Source organism: Acinetobacter sp. AOR43_HL, assembly GCF_027854635.1.
Lineage (GTDB): Bacteria > Pseudomonadota > Gammaproteobacteria > Pseudomonadales > Moraxellaceae > Acinetobacter > Acinetobacter pittii.
On the sequence record NZ_JAKTHX010000029.1, the window covers coordinates 42,912 to 66,486 of the forward strand.

Sequence of the window (23,575 nt, forward strand, 5' to 3'; positions counted from 1 at the left end):
TTAAGCATGCTTGTTGTGAACTCGAATGAATTTAGATCGGCTTTATCCATATGGATTTCGTTCAACTTTGTTTGACCGCTTAATTCCTGAAAGTGAAGATTATGCAAAAGGTCTTTCTATTCAGCAATTAAGAGAATCGGTAGCAAAAGATTTAGAAGACTTACTTAACAGTCGAGTCGCTAAATTGGATCATGTAGTTGATGATTACCCGCTAGTTAAAAAATCTATACTTCAGTTCGGTATTATTGATTTTGTGGGGCTTTCTACAGCCAATCCGCTAGATCGTGACAAGATTTGCCAATCTATTGAACAGTCAATTGCAGCTCATGAACCTCGGTTAAGACAAATACGGGTAGAGATGTTGTTGGATGGGCACAATATGGGGGCATTGTGTTTAAGCATTCAGGCGTATCTAAATATTCATCCACTGTATGAACCTGTCGTTTTTGATGCATTGTTGAAACCGACAACGCAGCAATATGTAATTTCAGCGAGAACCTAGGCATAGTGGGTGTGTTGTGATAGAAGAGCTTTTACCTTTTTACGAAAAACAACTACAGGAATTTGGTCAGCAATCTCGTGAATTTGCTCAAAAATATCCGAAAATTGCTCAGCGTTTATCTTTAAATCAAGAGCAGATTGATGATCCGCATATCGAACGTCTTATACAGGCATTTTCATTAATTTCTGCTCGTATTGATAAGAAGCTTGCTGATAGTTATGACGTATTTACCCGTTCTTTATTTGAGGTGATGTTCCCTCAATACTTACGTCACTTTCCAGCTTGTTCAGTAATAAGTTTTGAAGATATAAATAAAATAAAACAGCTCACAGAAGCGCATATTGTTCCTGCTCACACAGTTTTGAAGTCACGTAGCTTTAAAGGGGTTCAGTGTGAGTTTAATACTACGCAAGAAGTCAAATTACTCCCTATAAATTTACAAGCGCTAGAGTTTAAAAGCACACCTAGTGCACACATGCATTTAAGCCAAAATGCGACTTTAACTTTTAAGTTTGAAATTTTTAATCATGCTCATGTATGTTTAATAAATGAAAAACTACCTATTTATTTAGATGCAATTTCTAATTTTCCACTTCAAGTACTAGACAGTATTTTTAAGAAGGGAACAACTTTTGCCATTAAAATAGGACAGAAAATTGTTGAACTGGATAAAAATCCATTTGAGTTAACAGGTTTTTCTGAGCAAGAAAGTCTATTGCCACTCGATCAGCATACCCATCATGCTTATCGTTTGCTGATGGAGTATTTTTGTTTTCCTGAAAAATTTAATTATCTAAAACTCGATTTAGGTTTTTTAAAGCGCTTATCTCTAGAAGATAGTAATTTTGAACTGCTTATACATTTTAAATTAAATTTAAATGATCAAGCTGTAGTGCGAAATTATTCTGAATTAAATGTCGCTAATTTTAAATTGTTTACTACACCAGTTATTAATTTATTTGAAAAATACGCTGAACCACAAAAAATTATACATAAGCAATTAGAATATCCGCTGATTACAGATGCTCATCATCCTGAGTTTTATCAGGTGTATTCAATTACTGAAATGAATATGGTTCGTGAAAAAACGAGTCAAGAAGAAAGCTATGTTCCGGTGCTGCCTTTTTTTGCCATGAGTCATTATCATGCTGACACAGCACGTTTTTTCTATTCTGTAAACTATCAAAAGCTACAGCCCAATTTTGTCGAAATGGGGTATTCAATTATTTCTAAAAATTTAAATCCTTCGTCAACACGTTCGGACTTTATTAGTACAAAACTATTATGCTCAAATCGTGACTTGCCGCATGAAGCACTAGGGCAATCTAATAATATATTAAACCTTAATGATAGTAGTCTGGCTCGCCGCGCTATTGTTTTAAAAAGACCTACAAAACCTTATCAATTTGGTCAAAGCCAGAGTGAGCAGTGGCGTGTTATTTCACACCTTTCATTAAATAGTTTAGCTTTAATGAAAGGTGATGCGGTATCTCATATTAAAGAATTACTTGCTTTATATAACTTACCTTTATCAAAAGAAAATTATCTAATTATTGAATCAATCAAACATCTGGAATTTTCACTTACTCACAAACTTGTAGATGGAAAGCCATTTCCAATGTTTGTAAGAGGAGTAAAGGCAGAGTTACAAATTGATTCATCCGTATTTAGAGGTCATAGCCTATACATTTTTAGTCAGTTATTAAGTCGTGTTTTTAATTTAAAGGTTCAAATTAATAGTTTTGTTGATTTGGTTGTTAAAGATTATTCATCTCAGCAGGAGTTATACCAATGCAGTCAGAACGTTGGTGGCAAGACTCTTCTGTAACAGCTGAGCTCTTTACAAAGCCAAAGTCTTTTGAGTTTATCCAAGCAACACGGCTATTAAGGCACGATTCAAGTCGTACAGTTAGTTCATCTTGGAGTGATCATTTTAAGTTTGAGACATCTTTTAATTTAAATTTTCCTGCTACAGAGATTGAAAATTTAGAATTAACGGACGAGCGGATTTATATCACGAATTTAATTGTTGGTCTTACTGGTATACAAGGTGCTTTACCATATACCTATACGAATAAGATTAAGCAAGCTCCACGTCAGCAACGAGCTGAGACTAAAGAGTTTCTAAGCTTATTTAATCATAAGCTTACTGCTCAATATGTAGATTCTAGTATTACTTATAATCTACCGATTAGATATGAGATAGAACATAAAAATGACTATTTAGATATTTTGCATGCTTTGAATGGTTATGTGCGTTCGCAGCATCAACAAGCTGATCTTGATGAATATTTTGCAGAATTCTCTGGATTAATGCAGGGACAAAATAATACAGTTCATGCATTAAAAACGATGCTGTCGTGTATTTTTAAACATGAAATTACGATTAAAGAATTTGTACAAGAATCCTTTAAGTTAGCGAGTGATCAGTTAACAACTTTAGGTGGAAGTCAGCCGAGTCTACTTGGTGTTAATACTTTTTGTGGGGAAACCATTCAGCAAATTGATGGAAAAATTGAAATTCAAATTGGACCATTAAAACGTCAGCAATATCTCAGTTTCTTACCAAATCAAGAGTTAAGCTTAAAGCTTAAAAAACTTGTAGAAACGTGGTGTAGTCCAACTTTATCAATAGATTTACGGCTTATCTTGGATGAATCAGAAATACAACCTATTTGTCTCACTCATAAGAATCAGAGTGGGTTAGGCCAGGGTTCTTTTCTCATATCACGACAACCCAAAGTACATAGTCATGAAACCTGCTATAGCCTTATTGGAGAGACAATATGATTAAAAAAATATTACTCTCATTCATTGCTATTTTTTCAGTAGTTAGTGGAATTATTATTTTCTACTGGCGTGATGTTCAATATAATCCTGATAAAGCAGATTTTTTCCTTTATTTCTTAGTTTTACCAGCAATAATTACATTGGTGATTTTATCACCGTGGTTAATTTATAGCGCTTATACAACGTATAAAGACAAAAAAGAGCAAGCAATAAATCAAGATAAAGATGACGTTAACTCAAAACAAACTGCGGTAACTAATCAACCATTAGAACAGCTAGATTTCAATATTTATTCTGCTTTTGCTTTACATGCTTTTGGTGAGAATGAAAGCATTATTGAGCAGCTACAAAACTTTAAAAGTCCAGAGCTGGATAATCAACTGTTAAATTCTTACGGATTACCCCTTTTATCTTACCGTATTAAAGATTTGGATGAAGATAATCATGAGGAGAGTGATTACTCATCTCCACGACAAGTTCGTATGATGTCATTAATAAGACAGCAACTCGAACAAAATATAGACAATCTATATCTTCTAGCTGAGCATTTAAAGCGTTCAACGTTATTTTATGAGTCGCAACAAGCCCGTGAATATCATATGCATCCAGCATGGGTAGATCCCGAGTCTGAATATGACGATGTTGAAATGCCGATCGTAGAAGTTTATCGCTTAAATCGCTTAAATCTACACATCCTTCTTTCGGAGGATTTGTTACATATCTGGAATGATGACCACAGTAATGAATTAATTTTAGAGTTTTTTACTGAAATTGGTATTCCTGCTCAAAAAATCCATATTGAATATCATTTTTTTGGAGAGCAACTGGCTTACCAAGAATTGATACACCTATTAAAGGGTATTCATAAAAGAGAACATGAGATGTTCTTTTTGGTCGTAGCTGATTCTGAAATTGATCAGGATCTGGTCGATGAAAAATCTTGGATGATTAAAGATTATATTCCTGCTGAATTTGCAGCAAGCTGTTTGCTCGCAGACCCTTTAGTTAAAATTCAAGAATTAGAACCGACTAAAGCACTGAAAGTGGTAGTAGGTCAACAAGATACAGCGAAGCTTTTTAATAATTTTGAATTTAATAATTTACCTCAGCATGAAGGTGATGAGCCTTATGTACTGATATTGTCAGATCAAACCGATGTAAAAGTTTCGAAGAAATTGCAGCAACACTTTCTTCAAACGCCTGTAGAACCGCATCACTATATTTATGTGAAATCGTCATTAGGGCATACCCAACATTTAGCTGATATTTACGGCTTTATGCTGAGTATGCATTTCCCTGAACATATCATTCCTTTTGTCTTTGGAGAAAATACGGTATCAGCACATACGTTTGTGCAGAGTATCACTGAAAACTCAGAAGATGATGCGATGGTGTTGAATAACTAATTTAAACTTTGGACTTAGAACGAGAATAGAATGCATACAATTTTAGGCTACTTGTGGCAGTACATCACGAATCCTAAAGCAATTATCGCCTTGTCATTGTTCGTGGCATTGATGTCTTCATATACTTCAATTCCTCGTCATATATTCTGGGCTTTAGCAACTGCCTATGCTTTGGGTCTTATTGTTTATGGTATCTATTGGCTTATTCAACGAAGAAAGCATGCTGCTCAAGGTGAAGAATTAGCCGAGGCGATCGAAAAAGATAACCAAGCTGAATATGGCAAAAATAAAGATAAAGAAGAGCTTCAGCTAGTTAGTCAACAAATGAAAGAATCAATTCAACTGATTCGTAAATCTAAGTTGGGTGATAAAAAAGGGAATGCTGCATTATATGAGCTTCCTTGGTATATGGTTATTGGTAACCCAGCCGCAGGTAAAAGTTCAGCTATCTATAACTCTGGTTTAAAGTTTCCTTTTGAAGAAACACATCAGAAAATGGTATCTGCCGGCTTAAGTGGTACTCGAAATTGTGACTGGTTCTTCTCTACAGAAGGTATTTTGCTCGATACAGCAGGCCGTTATTCTGTTTATAGCGAAGATCATTCTGAGTGGTTAGGTTTCTTAAATATTTTAAAAAAGAACCGCTCTAAAGCACCAGTTAATGGTTTGATTCTAATTGTTAGTATCGCTGAGCTAATTAGTCAAAGTCCTGAAAACTCATTAAAGCTTGCTAAAAATTTACGTGCTCGTATTCAAGACCTAACCGAACGTCTAGAAGTGGTTGTACCTGTTTATTTAGTCTTTTCAAAAATGGATTTGATTGCAGGTTTTACTGAGTTTTTTGAATTTTATGAAGCTCAAGAATATAACCAAGCTTGGGGAGCAACGCTTCCATATGAGCAAAATTCTTCTCATAACGCGGTAGATTTGTTCGAAAAACATTACACCATTCTTTACGATGGTCTAAAAGGGGTAAGTTCGACTCATTTAAGTCGCCGTCATTCGCAGAATATCTCACCAAGCGTAATGACTTTCCCATTAGAATTTAAAACATTAAAACCAGCTTTAAAAAGCTTTATTGGTACACTTTTTGAAGATAACCCATATCAATTTCAACCAGTTTTCCGTGGGTTTTATTTCACCAGTGCTTTGCAGGAAGGTGTAATTGAAAGTCCAATGACTGAGCAAATTGCACAAGAATTCCAGCTGACTCAAATTGCTCAAAATGATTTAAAAGACCATACAAAAATTACTCCTAACCATGGCTATTTCTTAAATGGTCTATTTTCAGATGTTATTTTAAAAGATAAAGATCTCGTTAAGCAGCATGTAAATACGGGCAGAAAACGTCAACGTTACATTGCATTTATTGGTGCTTTAGCGGGTGTTTCAATTATTTTGGGTGTATGGGTTTGGTCTTATCGTAATAACCAGCAATTAATTGGTGAAGTTCAAGCAGATTTAAATAAGGTCGTTCAATTAGAAAGAGCCTCTGGTCAGCAACTGTCTACCCAATTAGAAGCTTTGCTGATTCTTCAAAGACGTCTACAGCAGTTAGATGAGTTTGATGAAAATAGACCACTTAAGTTTAGTTTTGGTTTATATCAGGGCAATGAGCTTCGTGAAAAGCTAAAAGCTGAATATTTAAAAGGTGTTAAGCAGATTGTGTTAACACCAACACAGCAAAATATTGCTCAATATTTGCAACGTGTAAAAAATAATGAAGCAACATTAAAAGCGAACCATACGAATGTTGAGATCAAGCAAACTGCTCAATCTCAACAATATTTGGAACCTTCAGATACCAATCCTCAAGATGCTTATAATGCATTAAAAGCTTATTTAATGATGAGCAATCCGCAATATATGGATGCTAGTCATCTAAGCGATCAGGTTACGCGTTTCTGGCGTTCTTGGTTAGATGCAAATAAAGGCCAAATGCCGCGTGCAGATATGATTCAAGAAGCTGAACAGATCTTGTCGTATGCAATGACCTTAGCAAATGATAAACAATTCCCAGTTTTAGAAGCAGATTCGCAAATTGTTGATCAAACTCGTCAAGTATTGCTCTCTGTTGTTCGAGGGATGCCAGCGCGTGATCGTGTTTATAACGAAATAAAAATGCGTGCAGCGGTACGTTTCCCAGCACTGACTGTAAGTCAGATCGTGGGTGAGGCAAATAAAAATATTGTATTGGGTAGTTATGCATTACCAGGCGTATTTACCCAAAAAGCTTGGAATGACTATGTAGAAAAAGCAATTGAGGAAGCTGCAGATAAGCCAACAGATAGTAAAGACTGGGTGTTAAATAGTCGACAATCTGATGATTTAACTTTCTCGGGTAGTCCAGAGCAAATTAGAAAGCAGCTAACAGCGCTTTATAAGCAAGAATACATTGCTGAATGGAGAAAATTCTTAAGTGGTATTCACTATGCTAAAGCTGGCCAATTTGCTCAGCAAGTAAAAAATATTGATGTTTTAGGTGAACCGCAAAACTCTCCAATTAGAACATTAATTGAAAGAGTTGCAGTCGAAACAAATTGGGATAATCCGGTTGTTCAAGCTGAGCTTGCAGCTCCACAAAAAGGATTTATTGCATGGTTTAAACGTAAAGTTTTAAATCATGATGACAAGCAAGTTGCTAATCAAGTGGCAAACAATGCCCAAGGTGCTATTTCTCAAGAATATCAAATGTTCTACCAGTTGGTTCGCAAACGTGATGATCAACAAGGTAAGTCATTGCTTGATGAATATATGACAAATTTAGCACTCGTTCGTAGTAAGTTTAATGAGCTTAAAAATGCGGGTGAAATTGGATCTAATGCGATGACATTAGTCAAGCAAACCCTTAATGAGCAAACGTCTGTATTTAACCAAACTCAAAAAATTGTAGATGAAAAAATGGCGGTTGGTTTCAATGAAATTGATCAGCGTTTACTGCAAAAATTAGTAGTTAGCCCACTGACACAGGCTTTTGAGAGTTTAATTACACCGACCCAAGACGAAATTAATAAATTATGGGTAATGCAAGCCTATCAACCATTTACAGCAAATCTTGCTAAGAAATATCCATTTAACTCATCAGCTTCTTTACAAGCAACAAGTAGTGAAATTGGTCAAATCTTGTGTGAGAACGGTAGTATTTCTCGCTTTGTAAAAGAAAGTCTTGATCCATTTGTGATTCGTCGTGGCTATACGTTAACGTCTAAAACTTGGAAAGATTTAGGTATTAGTTTAAATCCTCAATTCGTTATGAATTTCCAAAGATATGTGGCACCAGCCAATGGTATGGCAACTGGTGAGTTGAATGCTCAAGCGCAAGCGGCGCCAGCAACTAACCAATCTAACTTCCAGTTTTACCCAATTCCAAACCCACAATTACTTTCATATACCGTTGATATTGATGGTCAGCGTATGACTTATGAAAATGGTGTTCAGCAATGGGTTAACTTCATTTGGCCAAACCAAGGCAGTATTCCGGGTGCTCGTATTACCGCTGTAGATTTACAAGGCCAAACCCACACGATTTTTGATGAGCCAGGTGAGTACGGTATTAACCGTTTAATTGATAGCGCTCAACGTAAGGAACAAAATGGCGGATTTGAAATGCTTTGGCGTAGTAAAACTGATCCATCATTATTTGTAAAAATGAATTTCCGTCTAATTAGCAGTAATTCAGGCAGTATCGGTTCAAGCCGTGGTTATGCAGGTATGCAACTGGTTGATAAAGTCACTGCCGACAAAGCTGCTCGTGTGGTGTCTGCTCAGCAAGCACCAGCTCAAGCTGCTCCAGCAAGAACTGAAAATCCTGTTTCTGCACTTGCTCAGCCTTCTGCGGGAGTTAAACCATGACATGGAAAATAACCTCTATGCGAAAGGAGGAGCAATAATGCAAACATTAAAAACAACTCCTTTGTATTACGGCAAAAGTCCTGCACGAGGCGACTTTTTAAAAACAAAAGGTCAGAATGCTCTAATACAGTTGCTTGATCAGTGGATTACTGAAGCATTGGAATATGCAATGCAATCAGGCAGCTTTAAAGAAGCTTATAACACGTTGCCTTCGCTGGATTTCTTTATTGCGAATCCGAAAGAAAATATGTTTTTAGCGGCGAACCTTCTTGCAAGTGAAGATAGTTCGGGTCGATCTTTTCCAATGGTACTGAGCCATTTATTAGAAATTGATTTACCGTATGATAATTTGTTGTATGCGCCCTATAGCTATAAACATGTATTAGTTGATTTATTTCAAAACAATCGTGCTTTAAAAGGAATTAAAGATTCAGATCTGTTACTTGGAAAATTAGGTCACTTACAAAATCAAATTCAGGTTTTAACTGAACGTGAATGTGTGGGTTTCTATGAAAATCATACGATGCACTCATTTGCTCAGTTAATGAAGATAAGTATTTATGAGTTAGCGCAAAGTATGATTGGGCTGGGATTATTGCTACAGCCAATTTTACAAAATGGAACCAGTCGATTAAATAAAGTTTTAATTTTGCCTATTAATAATCCTGCTTACAGTTATGAAATAGCAGCATTTTGGGTCAGTATTATTTGTCGCTTTTTAAAAGAGCATAATACTGAGGTGCTGATAGGTTTGTTACATCGAGAGCAACCTGTATTATTCTTCGGTTTTCAAGGGGCGGATATTTTGGCCCTGAGCGATATTTTTACTCAGAATATGGATAGTAAACACTGGGTTTCTTTAATAGAAGCACAATGGATTGATACTTATTTGGAGCAGAATGCTGGTTTAGCTACGCTAGAACAATCATTATGCCAACGCCAACTAAGTTTAAATCAAGGTTTAAAACTATTTAGACAGACTTTTTTGGGTGAATAATAATGAATCAACGATATCAAACTAAACTTTCACAGCTCATAAAAGGCTGTTTTATCTATACAATCGCTAACTATGCTTTAGCTCAGCCGATTGTTGTAGAAGGTGTGGTTCCTAACGAAGCGAGTAAACAGGCTATCTTATTAAAAATGCAATCTGTTTATGGTGCTGATCAGGTTGTCGATAAAATACAAGTAAGACCCGTAGCTGCTCCTAATGGTTGGAGTGACTCGGTAACTCGAGTGATTACGCCTGATCTTAAAAAGGTTTCACAAGGCAAATTAAGCGTAAATGGTACTCGGTTTGAGTTGAGTGGAAAAATGCTGAACCCAGTAGATATTCAGCCTACAATTCAATCTTTTCAAGGATTAGTGCAACCACCGTATCAACTATATTCGCAATTATCAGTCAATCAGGCTGAGCAAAAAATCATTGATGATGCACTTAAAAATCGAATTATTGAGTTTGAATCTGGTAGCGCAGTTTTAACTGATGCAGGTCAAAAAATTCTAGATGAGATGGCTATTGCTTTAAACAAAGTAGGTGGTAAGAAAGTCAAAATCGTAGGACATACAGATAGTTCTGGTGATGCGAATAAAAACTTAAAACTTAGCCAAGACCGCGCATTAGCAGTTAAAAACTATTTGATTAGTAAGAGTATTCCCGCCGACCATTTATCTACAGAAGGTTTAGGTTCATCTAAGCCAGTTGCAGATAACACTTCTCCAGAAGGAAGAAAGAAAAACCGTCGGATTGAGTTTACTGTTCTATAAATATAAGGAGAAGAACATGGCTAGCCCTTACATTACGATTGGATGCCCAACAACTGGTGGAGGGCAAGTCATTTCAGGAAACAGTACATTTTTAATTGATGGAATTGCAATTGCCTGTGTAGGAGATAAGGCTACTTGTCCGTTACACAAAACGGTTTCTACGATTGTATCGGGAGACCCAAATATGCTTGTTATGGGAAAATCTGCAGCACGTGTAAATGATTCATTATCATGTGGCTGTAAATTATTACCAAAACAGAGTTTAGTTAATCAAGGATAAGGATAGAGATATTCTTATATAGATATAAATATCTACTAAAACATATTAACGCTTGAAATGATGAGTAGTTTGTCTGATAAAGCTGAATTTTGTTAATATACAGGCATTATGATTTTAAGCATTAAATTATTTAAAAATATTGAGAGTAATGATGAGTAATTTAAAAATTTTAATTACAAAACTTTCTACAGTTGCACGAACTGCTTTAGAAAAATCGGCTAATGCTTGTGTTATTCAACAAAATTACGAAATTGAAATTGAGCATCTATTTTTAGAATTACTTAATCAATCTTTAGAGAATGATTTAAAAATTTTATTAAAGAAATATAAAATTTCATCTGAAGCTTTAGCTGATGATTTAAAAGAAACAATTTCTCAATTACCAAAAGGTAATACCCGAACTCCTATTTTTGCTAAATCTATTGTTCGTTTGTTTGAACAAGCTTGGTTATTAGCTTCGGCTGAACAAAATCCCGTTATTCGTAGTGGTCATTTATTAGTTGCGTTATTAACTGCGCCTGATTTATATCAAATTGCAACAAGAGCTTCGAGTTTATTTGACCTTTTACCGATTGATTCAATGAAACACAAGTTTCTTGAAATTTGTGAGAAGAGTGTTGAACAACAAGATGAAACAAAAACATCTTCTGATCAAGCTGAACCTACAGACACAACTGTAGCAAATACCAAAGTAGCTAAAACACCTGCACTTGACCAATATACGATTAATCTCACTGAAAAAGCGAAAAAAGGTGGTATAGATCCAGTTATTGGCCGTGAATATGAAATTCGCTTAATGCTCGATATTTTAATGCGTAGACGCCAAAACAATCCGATCTTAACCGGAGAGCCAGGTGTTGGTAAAACAGCTGTAGTGGAAGGTTTGGCTTTAAAAATTGCTCAAGGTTTAGTGCCAAACGCCCTAAAAAATGTACATTTACATGTGCTGGATATGGGGTTGTTGCAGGCAGGTGCAAGTGTTAAAGGCGAATTTGAAAATCGTTTAAAACAGGTTATTCAAGAAGTTCAAGCTTCTACTCATCCTATTATTTTATTTATTGATGAAGCGCATACTTTAATTGGTGCAGGTGGACAAGCAGGGCAAAATGATGCTGCAAATCTTTTAAAACCAGCACTTGCACGTGGTGAGTTGCGTACGATTGCTGCGACAACTTGGGCAGAATATAAACAATATTTTGAAAAAGATGCTGCATTGAGCCGACGTTTTCAGGTAGTAAAAGTAGAAGAGCCAACCGAAGAAGTTGCAGTAGATATGTTGCGGGCGATGATTCCAGTTATGCAGCAGCATTTTAAATTGCAAATTGATGATGAGGCGATCGTTACTGCGGTTCATTCTTCACATCGATATATTAGTGGTCGCCAACTTCCCGATAAAGCAATTAGTGTGCTTGATACGGCTGCAGCACGTGTTGCTTTGACTCAAAATGCTCAACCTGTAAAGCTTGATCAGTTAAAGGCCCAAGAGCATAACTTAAAGCTTGAACAGCAAATTTTAGAAAATGAACATCGTCAGATTCCAATTCATCATGAACGCTTGGAAGCTTTAAAAGCTAATTTAGAATCTCTGCAAAAAGAGATCCATGAAACCGAAGAGCAGTGGCAAAAAGAATTAGAACTTGTTCATAAAATTCAAGAGTTAGAAGCACAGAATCATGCTAATGAGTCTGAAGCTTTCGATCAGATTAATCTGCTGCGTAAAGATCTTGCCGATATTCAAGGCCAGCAACCATTAGTATTTGAAAGAGTAAACTCTCAAATTATTAATGAAATTATTTCTGACTGGACTGGTATTCCTGTTGGAAAAATGGTCAATGATGAAATTAAACAGATATTAACGCTTGAAGATAAATTGGGCGAGCGTGTAATGGGGCAAGATTATGCACTCACACAATTAGTTCAAGGGATTAAAACTTCAAAAGCAAAACTTGAAGATCCTAATAAGCCACAAGGTGTATTTCTTTTGGTCGGACCAAGTGGTGTAGGTAAAACTGAAACTGCATTAACTTTGGCAAATGAGTTATATGGTGGTGAGCAGCACTTAATCACAATTAATATGTCTGAATATCAAGAAGCCCATACTGTATCTTCGTTAAAAGGTGCGCCTCCAGGATATGTCGGATATGGTCAAGGTGGAGTTTTAACAGAAGCTGTTCGCCGTAACCCATATAGTGTTGTGTTGCTTGATGAAATTGAAAAAGCTCATAGTGATGTTCAGGAACTGTTCTATCAAGTATTCGATAAAGGTACTTTAGAGGATGGTGAAGGACGAGTAATTGACTTTAAAAACACGACTATTTTGTTAACTTCAAATGCTGGTTCAAGTGCCATTATGCAGGCTTGCTTAAATAGACCTGTAGAAGAGTGGCCTACAGCTGAAGAGTTGATTGAGCACTTAAAACCAAGTTTATATAAACAATTCAAGCCTGCATTTTTAGGCCGAATGAGAGTTGTACCTTATTTCCCACTGCATGATGATCTACTTGTACGAATCATTAAGCATAAGTTAGGCAAAATCACAGCAAGAATTGAGCAACAATACGGAACACAAGTCCAGTATTCTGATGATTTGGTAGAGCTCCTCTTAAGCCGTTGTACAGAAGTCGATAGTGGTGCGCGTAACGTTGATAATATTTTAAATTCTACAGTGTTACCTGCATTAGCTACAGAAATTTTGGTGGCTTTAGCAGAGCAAAAACTACCAAAAGTTATCATGATTGATGCTAAAGATGACGAAATTCAATATGTACTAGACCCAGTTGTAAAAGCTGCTAAAAAAAGGACTAGTAAAAAATTGAAGTCAGAAGTTTAAAATTGAATAGAGCTAAAATTAGATGAATATTGATATTTCTGAACTACTCGAACCCATTAGTGATAGTTTGCCTTGTGGTGATGACTTTTCGTTTTCTAATGAATTTCATGAAATTAAAAAAGCGAAGACACAAGATGATCTATTACTAGATCAAGGTGATTGGGTTGCTGAGCGCAAACAAGCCGATTGGGACTTTGTAGCAAAGAACACGAGTGTTTTGCTAAAAGATAAAACGAAAGATATTCGTCTATTAACTTGGCTCTTAGAGGCTTGGACTCATCTTTATGGTTTTGAAGGTATGGCTAAAGGTTTAACTTTAAGCCATACCATGCTGAATCAATACTGGCAGGAAATTCACCCTGTTATTGAAGATGATGACTTAGATCAACGCATTGGTTTACTACAGGGTTTAATTAATCAGTTGCCTGGCTTGTTGAAGAAAGTTTCTTTAACCAATACAGCTCCTTATTATAATTTGCTTGATTACGATAATTTTCTATATCACGAAAATGTTCGCCGTAAACAAACTGAAGAGTATGACAGCCAGTCGGGACCATCTGAACTAGAACAATTCGACCAAGCCATTTTTAATACTTCTAAAACTTTTCAATATTCTAATTATCAAGATTTTAGTTCAGTCTTAACCGAGTGGGATGTTTTAAAACAGACTCTTGATCATTTAATGGGATTAGATTCGCCGAGTTTTGCTGCTATTGATTCGGCATTTGAGACTATTCACAGCACATTACGTAAGATTTATAAAGCAGAAGCTTTTGGTACAGGGCTTGCGCCAATCCAAGAACAAGCTACTGTTATCACGAGTTCATCTATGGAAAATCAAGTGCCTGTACAAGTTGTTTCAGATCAGCCAGCTTTTCAGCCTCAAGCACAAACGCACTTGGCTAACCGTGAACAAGCAATGAAAGTGCTGCAAGATATTGCCGATTACTTCCAAGCAAATGAACCGCATAGCCCTGTGAGCTATATGCTTCAAAAAACGATTAAATGGAGTCAAATGCCATTACATGAATGGTTAGCGCAAGTCATCAAAGATGAGCATCCATTACAAATGGTTCAGGAAATGTTAGGTGTGCAGCCTAAAAATGAATATGAATAAAGATTGGTAAAGACATATGTTTAAAGCTGAAAAAGTCCTGTGGGGCGAAGGTTTATTTTTAAGACCTCAACATTTCCAAATTCAAGATACTTATCATGAACAACGCCTAAATCATACGGTTCGCGCAGTTGTGCCTTTTTCGTATGGCATTCAAAAGTTAAGTTTCGATGAAGCTCAGTTGAGTACGCATATTCTTGCTCTTGAGTCTGTAGAGATGATCTGGCAAGACGGTGAAATTTATCAGGCACCTGCATATGATCTATTGCCTGAACCAATTTTATTAGACGATCTTAATTTACGTGGTGAGATGCTAATCTATTTAGCATTGCCGCTTTTACAAGCAAATAAGCAAAATCTAATTGATCAAAACCAAGCGCAAAAGGGTAGATATCAATCACACCTTGTTGAAACGCATGATTTGTTTACTAATGCTACTGAAGCAGATATTAGTTTGCTACGCCGCCGTGCTGTTTTTAAATTATTAGATGTACATAGTAATCCAGACCACAATCTAGATGGTTTCGTATATCTGCCGATTGGAAAGATTAAGCGTCAAAGCTCCGGCGCTTTTGAAATTGATCGAAAGTTTATTCCGCCAATTTTGCACGTGGATGCCTCAGAATCACTCATTTCAAACTTAAAAAGAACACTGAATGTGATTAAGGCAAAAATTAAGACGATTCAAAACAATAACCGAGAAAATGAACAGAAGTTAATTGAATTCCGTTCAGGTGATATCGTTTCATTCTGGTTAGTAAATGCCTTAAACACAGCTCATGCTGGCCTGAATCATTTTGTGCAATATCCACAGATCCATCCAGAACGGTTGTTCTTCGAATTGTTACGTTTAGCAGGTTCTTTATTAACCTTCTCGACGGCGTATGATGTTGATCAGTTGCCTGCCTATAAACACCATAATTTACAAGAAAGTTTTTCGCAGTTAGACACAATTCTACGTGATTTACTCGATACGATTATTTCGAGCCGTTACATCAGTATTGCACTTAAAGAAATCCGCCCTTCATATTGGGTGGGAAGTCTTGAGACCGATAAGATTACTCGAGACACTCGACTTTATATTGCAGTATCAAGTAGTGCAATGCAGACACATGAGTTGATCCAGATTGTACCTTTACGATTCAAGATTGGTAGTACTTTAGATGTAGAGCAACGTGTAGTTGCTGCATTACCTGCAATTCCATTGCATCACTTGATTCAGGTTCCAACCGCGATCCCTGTACGTTCTGGTGTGAGCTATTTTGAAGTTGAACCACATCATGAATTATACCAGCGCATGTTAGATTCAGAGACGATTTGTATTTATGTTCCAGCTGGATTCCAAGATATCAGTATTGAACTGATTGCGGTTATGAACGCTTAAGGGTAAAGGAGAGAAAAATGTCACAATCCACAGGTGCTCCTTCTTTATTTGACGATGGGCAAATTGGAACGGGTGGGAATAATAATAGCCAGTCTCAAGCAAAACTACAGGCAATCAATCTTATTGATTTATTGCATGATGGCTTTTATTTGGTTTTTTTGATTCGAAATCAGTATGTGCCGGCAGACGCTCAGCAGTTTCGTGAAAAAATCTTAAATTTACTCAATCAATTTGAACAACAAGCTAAAAAATTACAATTTTCAGCTGATGATATTCATGATGCGAAATATGCATTTTGTGCTTTGATTGATGAAACTATCGTAACTCAACAAGACCCAAGCTATTTTAATTTGCAAAATGCTTGGTTAATTAGCCCATTACAATTGAGCTTGTTTGGTTCTCAGTTAGCAGGGTATCGTTTCTTTGAAATTTTAGAGCAATTGCGAAGTCGTGGAAAAGAACGTCTAGCTGCTTTAGAAGTATTTCATTACTGCCTTTTGCTCGGTTTTCAGGGTAAGTACCGAATTGAATCTATTGAAAGTCTCAACCACCTCGTATCAAGAGTGGGTGATGAAATTGACTATTTAAAAGGGAAAAAAGTTGCGTTTTCGCCGTTCTCGGCAATTCCCGATCAAATACGAAATATTATTCATCGCGAAGTACCTTTCTTTTGGATTTTGATCTTTTTATTGATTTTTGCATTACTTACCTTTGCAGGCTTAAGATTTATGCTCAACAATCAAAATGATAAAGCATTATCTAACTATCAAAATGTGATTTCTGCTCCTCAAGAGCAAGCACATATTACAATTTATTTACCTTGATGATGGAACGAAATGGCTCAGGAAAAACCAACTTCTATTCGAGTTTTACAATCGAATAAAAAAAAGCCGAAATCACCAGTACTTTATATTGTGATTGGTGTGATTGCAGGGGTGTTTGTCAGCATCTCGCTATTCCTGTTCTTGTCTCAACCGAATTCGCCAGAATCAACAGCAATTGAGAGTAAATCAACGGAAGAGCAAGTTTTAAATCAAGATGTTGTACATTCTTCAGATGAACAAAATCAGATTGCTGTAAGTCAAGACAACGAGACGGATTCAATGAGTCGTGATGGCTTTGAACAGCCAAAAGATAATGAGTTAAGCAATATTTTTAAACCTGTTCCACATAAACCTGTTGCTACGAATGAACAACGAGTTTCACCATTTGATGAACAGCTAACAGGTGAAAAGAAAGTTCAGGTTGTGCCTCAACTACAGACGAGTGCAGCTAAAGCGGCTCAACCCAAAATACAGCCAGCTCAGCAAAAACCTGTGAGTAAGCCGCAGCAGCAACAAGTGGCGCAGGCTAAACCCGTAGTTGAGAGTAAAGCTCCAGCCGAACCAGAACCTGAGGTTGAGCCGCCTAAGGCATCGGTAGATATTAAAATTACACGAAGTCCTTTTGCCGTGAATTAATGAACTGATGATGATCTTTCTCATATTCTTTTGCTTTACATGTTTGGCAATTGGTTTAGCGTTTTTAATGTCTTATGAACTCAGGAGTAGAAGCAAAGATTTTGTTTTGTCATTACTGCCCCAAGGGCGTAAACAGCTTAATCAGGTTAAACAATTTGCTCAAACCATGAATCAGGCAGCTGCTCCTGAAAAATTACAATCTCATTGGCATTTACAGCAATGGTGGATTGTAATTGCAGGCTTTTTCTTGTTTGCCAGTATATTAGTTTTTGCTTTTACTCGTCCGATTAGTTCAACCCGAATTGAAGCTGAATATCTGAAAAAAACAGATCCTCAAATCTATGCACTTTTAAATGGTGAAATATTATCGCCACCGCCAGAAGTAGATGAAAGCCTAATTGAAGCCGCAATTGTTGAGGCGACGCAGTTAGAGCAGCAATATTCGTCTCAAAATAGTGGAGCTATTAATTCTTCACCGATTGATAACGCCAGTTTCGATGGTCGAGCTATTTTGGATACAAATTTAGTTGATCGTAAATGGGACAAAATGAACCCACGTTATAAACAGCGTTTACTCATGGTCTTTAAAATCATGAAAGAACAGTATGGTTATGAGTTGGTTCTATTAGAAGGCTATCGTAGCCCAGCACGTCAGAATATGTTGGCGGGCAATCCAAATACGACTAGAGCGAGGGGTTATCAAAGCTATCACCAATTTGGTTTAGCTGCTGATGTAGCATTTAAGCGAAATGGGAAAGTGGTTATTTCTGAGCGAGATCCGTGGGCAATGCAAGGCTATCGATTATATGGTCAAGTCGCCGAATCGGTTGGTTTGACTTGGGGTGGACGTTGGAAATCTATCCAAGATTATGGGCATACCGAGTTCCGTATGCCAGGCTTAAGAAAAACTCAAGAAATGGCAGAAAAACTGATTGCTGAAAGTTCGAATGATATAAGTTAAATATTGATTGAGGATTGAAAACGTTCTTGTAAAACAGTCGTCATTTTATCTATAAGCTGGGAAATTATCCCAGCTTTTTCCCATGTGTAAATTGAAACGGTCATAGGCGGCACAGCTCCTAATGCATCATATCGACGTACTCTCCGGCCATTGGTCGTAGCTACAGGCAATAAAGATAATCCTAATCCTGTTTCAACACTGACTAACACGCTTTCTAGGCTACTACCCGTAAAGGCAATATACCAACGTCGCCGTTCGCGCTCTAACGTTGCGAACATTTCGTCCCGATAAAGTCCGCCTTGAGGAAAGGTCACTAAACTTATGGGATCAGACCATTCAGTTGTTGAATTCGAACTTTCAAACCATGCCATTTCTTCTGGGAATGTAGCGTGGTGATCAGCACTAGCAGCAGGTTCTTTGACAATAATAATATCGAACTCACCATTCCGATAACGTTCTGTTAAGTTGCGACTCAAGCCAGAGGTTACGTCTAAACGAATGGAACGATGCTCTTTGGCAAATATACCAAAAACTTCGGCCATTGCTTGACTCATCATATCTTCTGGTAAACCAATACGAATGGGAATACTTCCTGTTGGATCTTTAAGTAGGGCCTCAGCTTCCTGTTGGAGAATTAAAATCCTTTGCGCATAACCAATTAGATACTCTCCAGATGCCGTCAATTTGAAAGGTCTCGCTGTCCGATCTATAAGGGCATGACCGACAGATTCTTCAAGTCGTGCTAACTGCTGACTAACTGTTGATTGAGTCAGGTGTAATCGATCGGCAGCTGCGGTAAAACCACCAGTTTCAAAAATAGTGACGAAAGCACGTAAAAGGCGAGGATCAAACATATTAGGTACCGCCACAATTAAAAGCCGATAAGATAAGTATTTATAATCTTAATACTATTGATTAAATAATTTAATTTCCAAATACTTTTGGTGAAGCTTATTCTAATTGCAAAATGTTTTGCCATAAGTTTTTATTAGGAGACCAACATGCGTAAGTCACTAATATGGATGAATCTGATCGTCGCATTAGGGGCTTTGGGTTTTACAAATATGACGAATGCAATAGGTGAGTATCCTTTACATCAAGCAGTGATAAATAATGACACACAATCTATCAAACAAATTTTATCTCAAAAAGCTTTAATTGATGAGCGAGATGAAACTGGTTCGACTGCTTTGATGGTCGCTACAAGAGCAAATAATATACATGCTGCTCATATGCTGATAGAGGCTGGTGCCGATGTAAATGCAAAAGACAATATTCAAGACAGTCCATATTTATATGCTGGTGCACAGGGATATTTAAAAATTCTAAGAATGACACTCATGCATGGTGCCGATTTAAAAAGTATTAACCGTTACGGTGGAACTGCGCTAATTCCAGCAGCGGAACGAGGCCATGTTGAAACAGTCCGTACATTAATTGCGGCCGGTGTAGATGTTAATCATGTGAATAATTTGGGTTGGACAGCATTACTTGAGGCCATCATTTTGGGAAATGGAGAACCCAAATATCAACATATTGTAGAGCTTTTATTAAAGGCAGGTGCTGATCCGAACTTGGCTGATAAAGACGGCATAACTCCCTTACACCATGCGCGGTCACGAGGATATCGCGAAATTGAAAAAAGACTTCTTGCAGCTGGTGCAAAATAGAAAGTGAGAGTATGTGATGGAAAAAGGTGAACAGTTTTTACGTAAGGCGATTGAGCTTGCCTATAAAAATATTGAAAAAGGTGGCAGGCCATTTGGTGCTGTGGTTGTAAAGAATGGAGAAATTATTGCTTCAGGCGTAAATCAGATTCTGGTAACGAATGACCCAACCGCACATGCTGAATTACTGGCGATTCGTGCAGCCAGTCAAGTTTTAGGATCTGCCAACCTAGAAGGCTGTTCTGTGTATGCAAGTGGACATCCATGCCCAATGTGTATGGCTGCAATGCGTTTGGTCGGTATAAAGTCCGTGAGCTATGCTTATTCTAATGAAGACGGAACACCATTTGGTTTGTCTACAGCTGAAATATATATTGAGCTTGCCAAGCCCTTTGCTGAGCAATCAATGAAAATTCAATATATACCGATCAGAGTTGAAAACCGCACTGATCTTTATGCGCATTGGAAGAATTATCAAGCCAATCATTCAGGTTCAAAATAATGAAGCAGCCTGGAGCTTTTTTGACCCAGCCGATGCTCATTGTAACTGTGGCTTTAGTTGGCCTTAATTTAAGACCATTTATAACAAGTATTGGACCGTTAATTGCAAATATTCGAACAGCCACTGGCTTAAGCCTACAAGGAATGGCACTACTTACTTTGCTACCGATGATGCTTATGGGGCTTGTTGCATTTGTTGGCTCAATATTGCAGAACTATGTGGGCGAACGAAAAGCGATTCTTGGTGCATTACTTGCCATTTGTGCGGGATGTGCTGCCCGATTTTTATTGCCTACATGTGAAGGATTAATTCTTAGTGCAATAGTAATTGGATTTGGCGTTGCGATGATACAAGCGGCTTTTCCAGGCATGATTAAACGAGAATTTAGCCAATATACTGGTCCGATGATGGGGCTTTATTCGGCTATGCTCATGGGCGGTGGTGCCTTAGGTGCATGGTTAGCGCCTGTAGTTTCAAATATAACGGGCCTTTGGTCGATTGGACTGGCTTTTTTTGCTATTCCAGCTTTATTTGCATTTATATTGGCGCTTGTCTTTTTACCTATAAAAGTTAGTTCATCCATTCATCATGCGCCTGTACGCAAGTTGTTAAATCAACCTCGAACATGGTTATTAATGATGTGCTTTGGACTTGTAAATGGTGGCTACTCGTCCGTAGTAGCGTGGTTGGCACCTTCTTTTCAAGATCAGGGTTGGAGTGCAGCACAAAGTGGAAAATTACTCGCTTTGCTGGCCTTTAGCCAAGCAGCTTCAGCGCTAATTTTGCCTGTTTTAGCTAGGAAATATAAAGATCGACGTCCATGGTTATGGTTTACGTTAGCAATGCAGCTAGTCGGTTTCTCTGGAATGGCTTTTATGCCTGATTTTGCCTCTATACTTTGGGCAATTTGTTTGGGCGTAGGTTTGGGAGGATGTTTTGCGTTAACGCTTATCGTTGCATTAGACCATTTTGATGATCCGATTCATGCAGGGGCTTTATCTGCATTGATGCAGGGTGGTGGTTTTTTACTGGCAGCAATCCCGCCGTGGATTATTGCGATTTTGCATGATCTTACGGGGGCTTATAAAGCAGGATGGCTTTTTCATTTAGCCAGTGTGATATTAGTCGTTGTTTTAGTGATTAGATTAGCTCCTAAAAGTTATTTTAAGATGAGTCTGTAAAATGTTGAGTTAGTCGAGATTCTTTTTATAAAGAATTACCGATTCTAAATCACAAGCAAATGAGGAAATAGTGATACGATAGTACTGAAAATTTCAGCTTCTAAATGAATACAACAATATTTGATTTCTATGACTTCTTCTTTGAAACAGCTCACTTTATTTAATCAAGGCTTAGGAAAAACCAGTCGATTTGCAAAAGGCGTGGATGGAACCTTACAGGCTATTGAGCATTTAGGATATGTGCAGATTGATACCATATCGGTTGTAGAGCGAGCTCATCACCATATATTGTGGAGCCGAGTACCTGATTATGAGTTAAGGCATCTCAATAGTTTGGTTGGTGAGCGGCAGATTTTTGAATATTGGTATCATGCAGCGTCTTATCTTCCTATGAAAGATTATCGTTATGCATTGCCTGCCATGATGTCTGTTAGGAAAGGTGAAAGCCGTTATTTCAATAGAGGTGATCAACACCTTATGAATGAAATTTTGGCACGTGTTCGTGCTGAAGGAAAAATTCGTCTACGTGATATTGATAAAAATAATAAAAAGAGTTTGGGAAACTGGTGGAATACCGGACCAGGCCGCCGTGCTTTTGAGCAGTTATATATGCAGGGTGACCTGATGATCTGTGAGCGTAACGGAATGGAAAAGGTCTTTGATTTGACCGAGCGCTGCTTGCCTGAAAATATTGATTTAAGTATGCCTACGCTTTATGAATATGCGCAGTATTTATTTAATAATACGCTTCGAGCACATGGTGCATTTACATGGAAACAATTAGTTCATCTAAAGAAAAATGATTTAAAAGAAACTATGCGTGTCGTTCTGAAAGAACATATTGACGCAGGTGTTGTATCAGCAATTAAACTTGAGAATGGTCAAACTTTATATGTTGATGTTGCTGCAATGGAACAAAAGGTTAGTACTGATTTTGGTTTAAAAATACTATCGCCTTTTGATAATTCTCTTATTCATCGTGACCGTCTAGCTTCCTTATTTGAATTTGATTACCGCATTGAATGCTATGTACCAGCGGCTAAACGAGTATATGGTTATTTTTGCTTGCCGATCCTATATCAAGACGAGTTAGTAGGCCGAGTAGATTGTAAAGCGCATCGTTCTATCAAAGAGTTAGAAGTGATTAGCCTGCATATAGAAAAAACAGTAAAAAATAAGGAGCTCTTCTTCTTCGAACTAGAACAAGAGCTCAAGCATTTTGCTGCGTTTAATCAATGCTCAACTATTAATGACAAAGTGATTAAGTGTATTCGCAGTAAAACTTAAACACCAAAAGCACTCCAGCTTTTGGTGTTTTCACTTTTTTAGTTCAAAGGCATACGATATTGAATAACTCCTGGTTTTTGTGCAATCCAGTCATAAAGCTTTTGCGCTGTTAGATTGGTTTCTTGAGTATGCCAATATAAACGGTCACAGTTGTGTTCGATAGCTTGCTTCTGCACATATTCAATGAGTTGCTTACCAATGTGTTGTCCACGAACTTCAGGTGAAACATAGAGGTCTTCTAGATAACAGTAATTATTTTTTGCCCATGTTGAACGATGAATAACATAATGCACAATTCCTAAAACCTGCTCACCTTGTTTAGCAACGGCACAGTACATAGGTTCATTCTCATCGAAGAAACGTTCCCATGTTACTTTTGTGACATGAAGGGGTAAATTCACTTGATAAAAATTTTGGTAAGCAAGCCAATATTTTTCCCATTGTGAATAATCTTGCTGCTGAACAGGAACGATTTGAAGACCTTGATTTTGCATAATAATTACACTCTGTTTTAAAGTAATAAAAAATCGACAACTAGAGTGTAGTTTTGATAGTGGTATTTTTATAAGGTACACTTTTGATATTTTTCACA

20 protein-coding genes are annotated in these 23,575 nt (G+C 37.2%); 18 read left to right on the forward strand and 2 right to left on the reverse strand.

Going from position 1 to position 23,575, the window contains the following annotated elements; genetic code table 11:
* The first annotated feature begins 25 nt into the window (after nucleotides 1-25).
* The 14 genes from tssE to MKL33_RS12125 all read left to right on the forward strand — a co-directional run bounded on the left by tssE (nucleotide 26) and on the right by MKL33_RS12125 (nucleotide 18,346).
* Complete coding sequence (gene tssE, locus MKL33_RS12060; RefSeq protein ID WP_002048404.1) at nucleotides 26-502, forward strand: type VI secretion system baseplate subunit TssE; 477 nt, start codon at nucleotides 26-28, stop codon at nucleotides 500-502.
* Between the two features lie 16 nt (nucleotides 503-518).
* Nucleotides 519-2,330, forward strand: coding sequence for a type VI secretion system baseplate subunit TssF (gene tssF, locus MKL33_RS12065; protein WP_069122792.1), 1,812 nt, complete (start codon nucleotides 519-521; stop codon nucleotides 2,328-2,330).
* Nucleotides 2,294-3,292, forward strand: a complete 999-nt coding sequence (tssG, locus tag MKL33_RS12070; RefSeq protein ID WP_032003317.1) for a type VI secretion system baseplate subunit TssG — start codon at nucleotides 2,294-2,296, stop codon at nucleotides 3,290-3,292. The genes tssF and tssG overlap by 37 nt, the downstream gene beginning before the upstream one ends.
* Nucleotides 3,289-4,698 carry a hypothetical protein gene (locus tag MKL33_RS12075; RefSeq protein WP_270907014.1) on the forward strand — a complete coding sequence of 470 codons (1,410 nt, stop codon included), beginning with the start codon at nucleotides 3,289-3,291 and terminating at the stop codon, nucleotides 4,696-4,698. The genes tssG and MKL33_RS12075 overlap by 4 nt, the downstream gene beginning before the upstream one ends.
* Nucleotides 4,699-4,728: 30 nt before the next feature.
* Nucleotides 4,729-8,550, forward strand: coding sequence for a type VI secretion system membrane subunit TssM (gene tssM, locus MKL33_RS12080; protein ID WP_270907015.1), 3,822 nt, complete (start codon nucleotides 4,729-4,731; stop codon nucleotides 8,548-8,550).
* Nucleotides 8,551-8,587: 37 nt separating this feature from the next.
* Complete coding sequence (gene tagF / locus MKL33_RS12085; RefSeq protein ID WP_086400014.1) at nucleotides 8,588-9,547, forward strand: type VI secretion system-associated protein TagF; 960 nt, start codon at nucleotides 8,588-8,590, stop codon at nucleotides 9,545-9,547.
* Nucleotides 9,548-9,549: 2 nt separating this feature from the next.
* Nucleotides 9,550-10,317 (forward strand): OmpA family protein, encoded by a 768-nt coding sequence (locus tag MKL33_RS12090; protein ID WP_270907016.1) that lies wholly within the window; start codon nucleotides 9,550-9,552, stop codon nucleotides 10,315-10,317.
* A gap of 16 nt (nucleotides 10,318-10,333) precedes the next feature.
* Nucleotides 10,334-10,597, forward strand: a complete 264-nt coding sequence (locus tag MKL33_RS12095; RefSeq protein WP_004793184.1) for a PAAR domain-containing protein — start codon at nucleotides 10,334-10,336, stop codon at nucleotides 10,595-10,597.
* A gap of 148 nt (nucleotides 10,598-10,745) precedes the next feature.
* Nucleotides 10,746-13,427 carry a type VI secretion system ATPase TssH gene (gene tssH, locus MKL33_RS12100; RefSeq protein ID WP_081320104.1) on the forward strand — a complete coding sequence of 894 codons (2,682 nt, stop codon included), beginning with the start codon at nucleotides 10,746-10,748 and terminating at the stop codon, nucleotides 13,425-13,427.
* 22 nt (nucleotides 13,428-13,449) lie between these two features.
* Entirely contained in the window at nucleotides 13,450-14,544 is a 1,095-nt protein-coding gene (tssA, locus tag MKL33_RS12105; protein ID WP_005076736.1) for a type VI secretion system protein TssA, read from the forward strand.
* A 16-nt stretch (nucleotides 14,545-14,560) separates the two neighbouring features.
* Nucleotides 14,561-15,925 carry a type VI secretion system baseplate subunit TssK gene (tssK, locus tag MKL33_RS12110; RefSeq protein WP_270907017.1) on the forward strand — a complete coding sequence of 455 codons (1,365 nt, stop codon included), beginning with the start codon at nucleotides 14,561-14,563 and terminating at the stop codon, nucleotides 15,923-15,925.
* Between the two features lie 17 nt (nucleotides 15,926-15,942).
* Nucleotides 15,943-16,749 carry a type IVB secretion system protein IcmH/DotU gene (gene icmH, locus MKL33_RS12115; RefSeq protein WP_002114531.1) on the forward strand — a complete coding sequence of 269 codons (807 nt, stop codon included), beginning with the start codon at nucleotides 15,943-15,945 and terminating at the stop codon, nucleotides 16,747-16,749.
* Between the two features lie 12 nt (nucleotides 16,750-16,761).
* Complete coding sequence (locus tag MKL33_RS12120) at nucleotides 16,762-17,385, forward strand: hypothetical protein (RefSeq protein ID WP_119686053.1); 624 nt, start codon at nucleotides 16,762-16,764, stop codon at nucleotides 17,383-17,385.
* Nucleotides 17,386-17,392: 7 nt separating this feature from the next.
* The gene (locus tag MKL33_RS12125) at nucleotides 17,393-18,346 is read left to right on the forward strand and encodes a M15 family metallopeptidase (RefSeq protein ID WP_032003326.1); all 954 of its coding nucleotides are present in this window, start codon (nucleotides 17,393-17,395) and stop codon (nucleotides 18,344-18,346) included.
* On the opposite strand, the gene MKL33_RS12130 is transcribed toward MKL33_RS12125, so the two are convergent.
* On the reverse strand, nucleotides 18,343-19,200 hold the full coding sequence (locus MKL33_RS12130) for a LysR family transcriptional regulator (RefSeq protein WP_270907018.1): 858 nt from the start codon (nucleotides 19,198-19,200) through the stop codon (nucleotides 18,343-18,345). The genes MKL33_RS12125 and MKL33_RS12130 overlap by 4 nt on opposite strands.
* Nucleotides 19,201-19,347: 147 nt before the next feature.
* Here MKL33_RS12130 and MKL33_RS12135 point away from each other — a divergent pair, with 147 nt between their 5' ends.
* The 4 genes from MKL33_RS12135 (at nucleotide 19,348) to MKL33_RS12150 (ending at nucleotide 22,983) form a co-directional block, all read left to right on the forward strand.
* Nucleotides 19,348-20,016 (forward strand): ankyrin repeat domain-containing protein, encoded by a 669-nt coding sequence (locus MKL33_RS12135; protein ID WP_205666246.1) that lies wholly within the window; start codon nucleotides 19,348-19,350, stop codon nucleotides 20,014-20,016.
* A gap of 16 nt (nucleotides 20,017-20,032) precedes the next feature.
* Nucleotides 20,033-20,515 carry a nucleoside deaminase gene (locus tag MKL33_RS12140; RefSeq protein ID WP_270907019.1) on the forward strand — a complete coding sequence of 161 codons (483 nt, stop codon included), beginning with the start codon at nucleotides 20,033-20,035 and terminating at the stop codon, nucleotides 20,513-20,515.
* Nucleotides 20,515-21,696 carry a cyanate transporter gene (locus tag MKL33_RS12145; protein ID WP_270907020.1) on the forward strand — a complete coding sequence of 394 codons (1,182 nt, stop codon included), beginning with the start codon at nucleotides 20,515-20,517 and terminating at the stop codon, nucleotides 21,694-21,696. The genes MKL33_RS12140 and MKL33_RS12145 overlap by 1 nt, the downstream gene beginning before the upstream one ends.
* A 129-nt stretch (nucleotides 21,697-21,825) precedes the next feature.
* On the forward strand, nucleotides 21,826-22,983 hold the full coding sequence (locus MKL33_RS12150) for a winged helix-turn-helix domain-containing protein (RefSeq protein WP_270907021.1): 1,158 nt from the start codon (nucleotides 21,826-21,828) through the stop codon (nucleotides 22,981-22,983).
* 38 nt (nucleotides 22,984-23,021) lie between these two features.
* Here the strand turns inward: MKL33_RS12150 and MKL33_RS12155 are convergent, their stop codons facing one another.
* On the reverse strand, nucleotides 23,022-23,477 hold the full coding sequence (locus MKL33_RS12155) for a GNAT family N-acetyltransferase (protein ID WP_270907022.1): 456 nt from the start codon (nucleotides 23,475-23,477) through the stop codon (nucleotides 23,022-23,024).
* Nucleotides 23,478-23,575 lie beyond the last annotated feature (98 nt).

What these genes read in the sequence shown, in the direction of transcription:
- tssM (WP_270907015.1), top strand. Translation starts at nt 4,729, where the DNA reads ATGCATACAATTTTAGGCTACTTGTGGCAGTACATCACGAATCCTAAA.
- MKL33_RS12140 (WP_270907019.1), top strand. Translation starts at nt 20,033, where the DNA reads ATGGAAAAAGGTGAACAGTTTTTACGTAAGGCGATTGAGCTTGCCTAT.
- tssH (WP_081320104.1), top strand. Translation starts at nt 10,746, where the DNA reads ATGATGAGTAATTTAAAAATTTTAATTACAAAACTTTCTACAGTTGCA.
- MKL33_RS12150 (WP_270907021.1), top strand. Translation starts at nt 21,826, where the DNA reads ATGACTTCTTCTTTGAAACAGCTCACTTTATTTAATCAAGGCTTAGGA.
- MKL33_RS12075 (WP_270907014.1), top strand. Translation starts at nt 3,289, where the DNA reads ATGATTAAAAAAATATTACTCTCATTCATTGCTATTTTTTCAGTAGTT.
- tagF (WP_086400014.1), top strand. Translation starts at nt 8,588, where the DNA reads ATGCAAACATTAAAAACAACTCCTTTGTATTACGGCAAAAGTCCTGCA.
- MKL33_RS12090 (WP_270907016.1), top strand. Translation starts at nt 9,550, where the DNA reads ATGAATCAACGATATCAAACTAAACTTTCACAGCTCATAAAAGGCTGT.
- tssA (WP_005076736.1), top strand. Translation starts at nt 13,450, where the DNA reads ATGAATATTGATATTTCTGAACTACTCGAACCCATTAGTGATAGTTTG.
- tssE (WP_002048404.1), top strand. Translation starts at nt 26, where the DNA reads ATGAATTTAGATCGGCTTTATCCATATGGATTTCGTTCAACTTTGTTT.
- MKL33_RS12125 (WP_032003326.1), top strand. Translation starts at nt 17,393, where the DNA reads ATGATGATCTTTCTCATATTCTTTTGCTTTACATGTTTGGCAATTGGT.
- MKL33_RS12155 (WP_270907022.1), bottom strand. Translation starts at nt 23,477, where the DNA reads ATGCAAAATCAAGGTCTTCAAATCGTTCCTGTTCAGCAGCAAGATTAT.
- MKL33_RS12095 (WP_004793184.1), top strand. Translation starts at nt 10,334, where the DNA reads ATGGCTAGCCCTTACATTACGATTGGATGCCCAACAACTGGTGGAGGG.
- MKL33_RS12145 (WP_270907020.1), top strand. Translation starts at nt 20,515, where the DNA reads ATGAAGCAGCCTGGAGCTTTTTTGACCCAGCCGATGCTCATTGTAACT.
- tssK (WP_270907017.1), top strand. Translation starts at nt 14,561, where the DNA reads ATGTTTAAAGCTGAAAAAGTCCTGTGGGGCGAAGGTTTATTTTTAAGA.
- MKL33_RS12135 (WP_205666246.1), top strand. Translation starts at nt 19,348, where the DNA reads ATGCGTAAGTCACTAATATGGATGAATCTGATCGTCGCATTAGGGGCT.
- tssG (WP_032003317.1), top strand. Translation starts at nt 2,294, where the DNA reads ATGCAGTCAGAACGTTGGTGGCAAGACTCTTCTGTAACAGCTGAGCTC.
- MKL33_RS12130 (WP_270907018.1), bottom strand. Translation starts at nt 19,200, where the DNA reads ATGTTTGATCCTCGCCTTTTACGTGCTTTCGTCACTATTTTTGAAACT.
- MKL33_RS12120 (WP_119686053.1), top strand. Translation starts at nt 16,762, where the DNA reads ATGGCTCAGGAAAAACCAACTTCTATTCGAGTTTTACAATCGAATAAA.
- icmH (WP_002114531.1), top strand. Translation starts at nt 15,943, where the DNA reads ATGTCACAATCCACAGGTGCTCCTTCTTTATTTGACGATGGGCAAATT.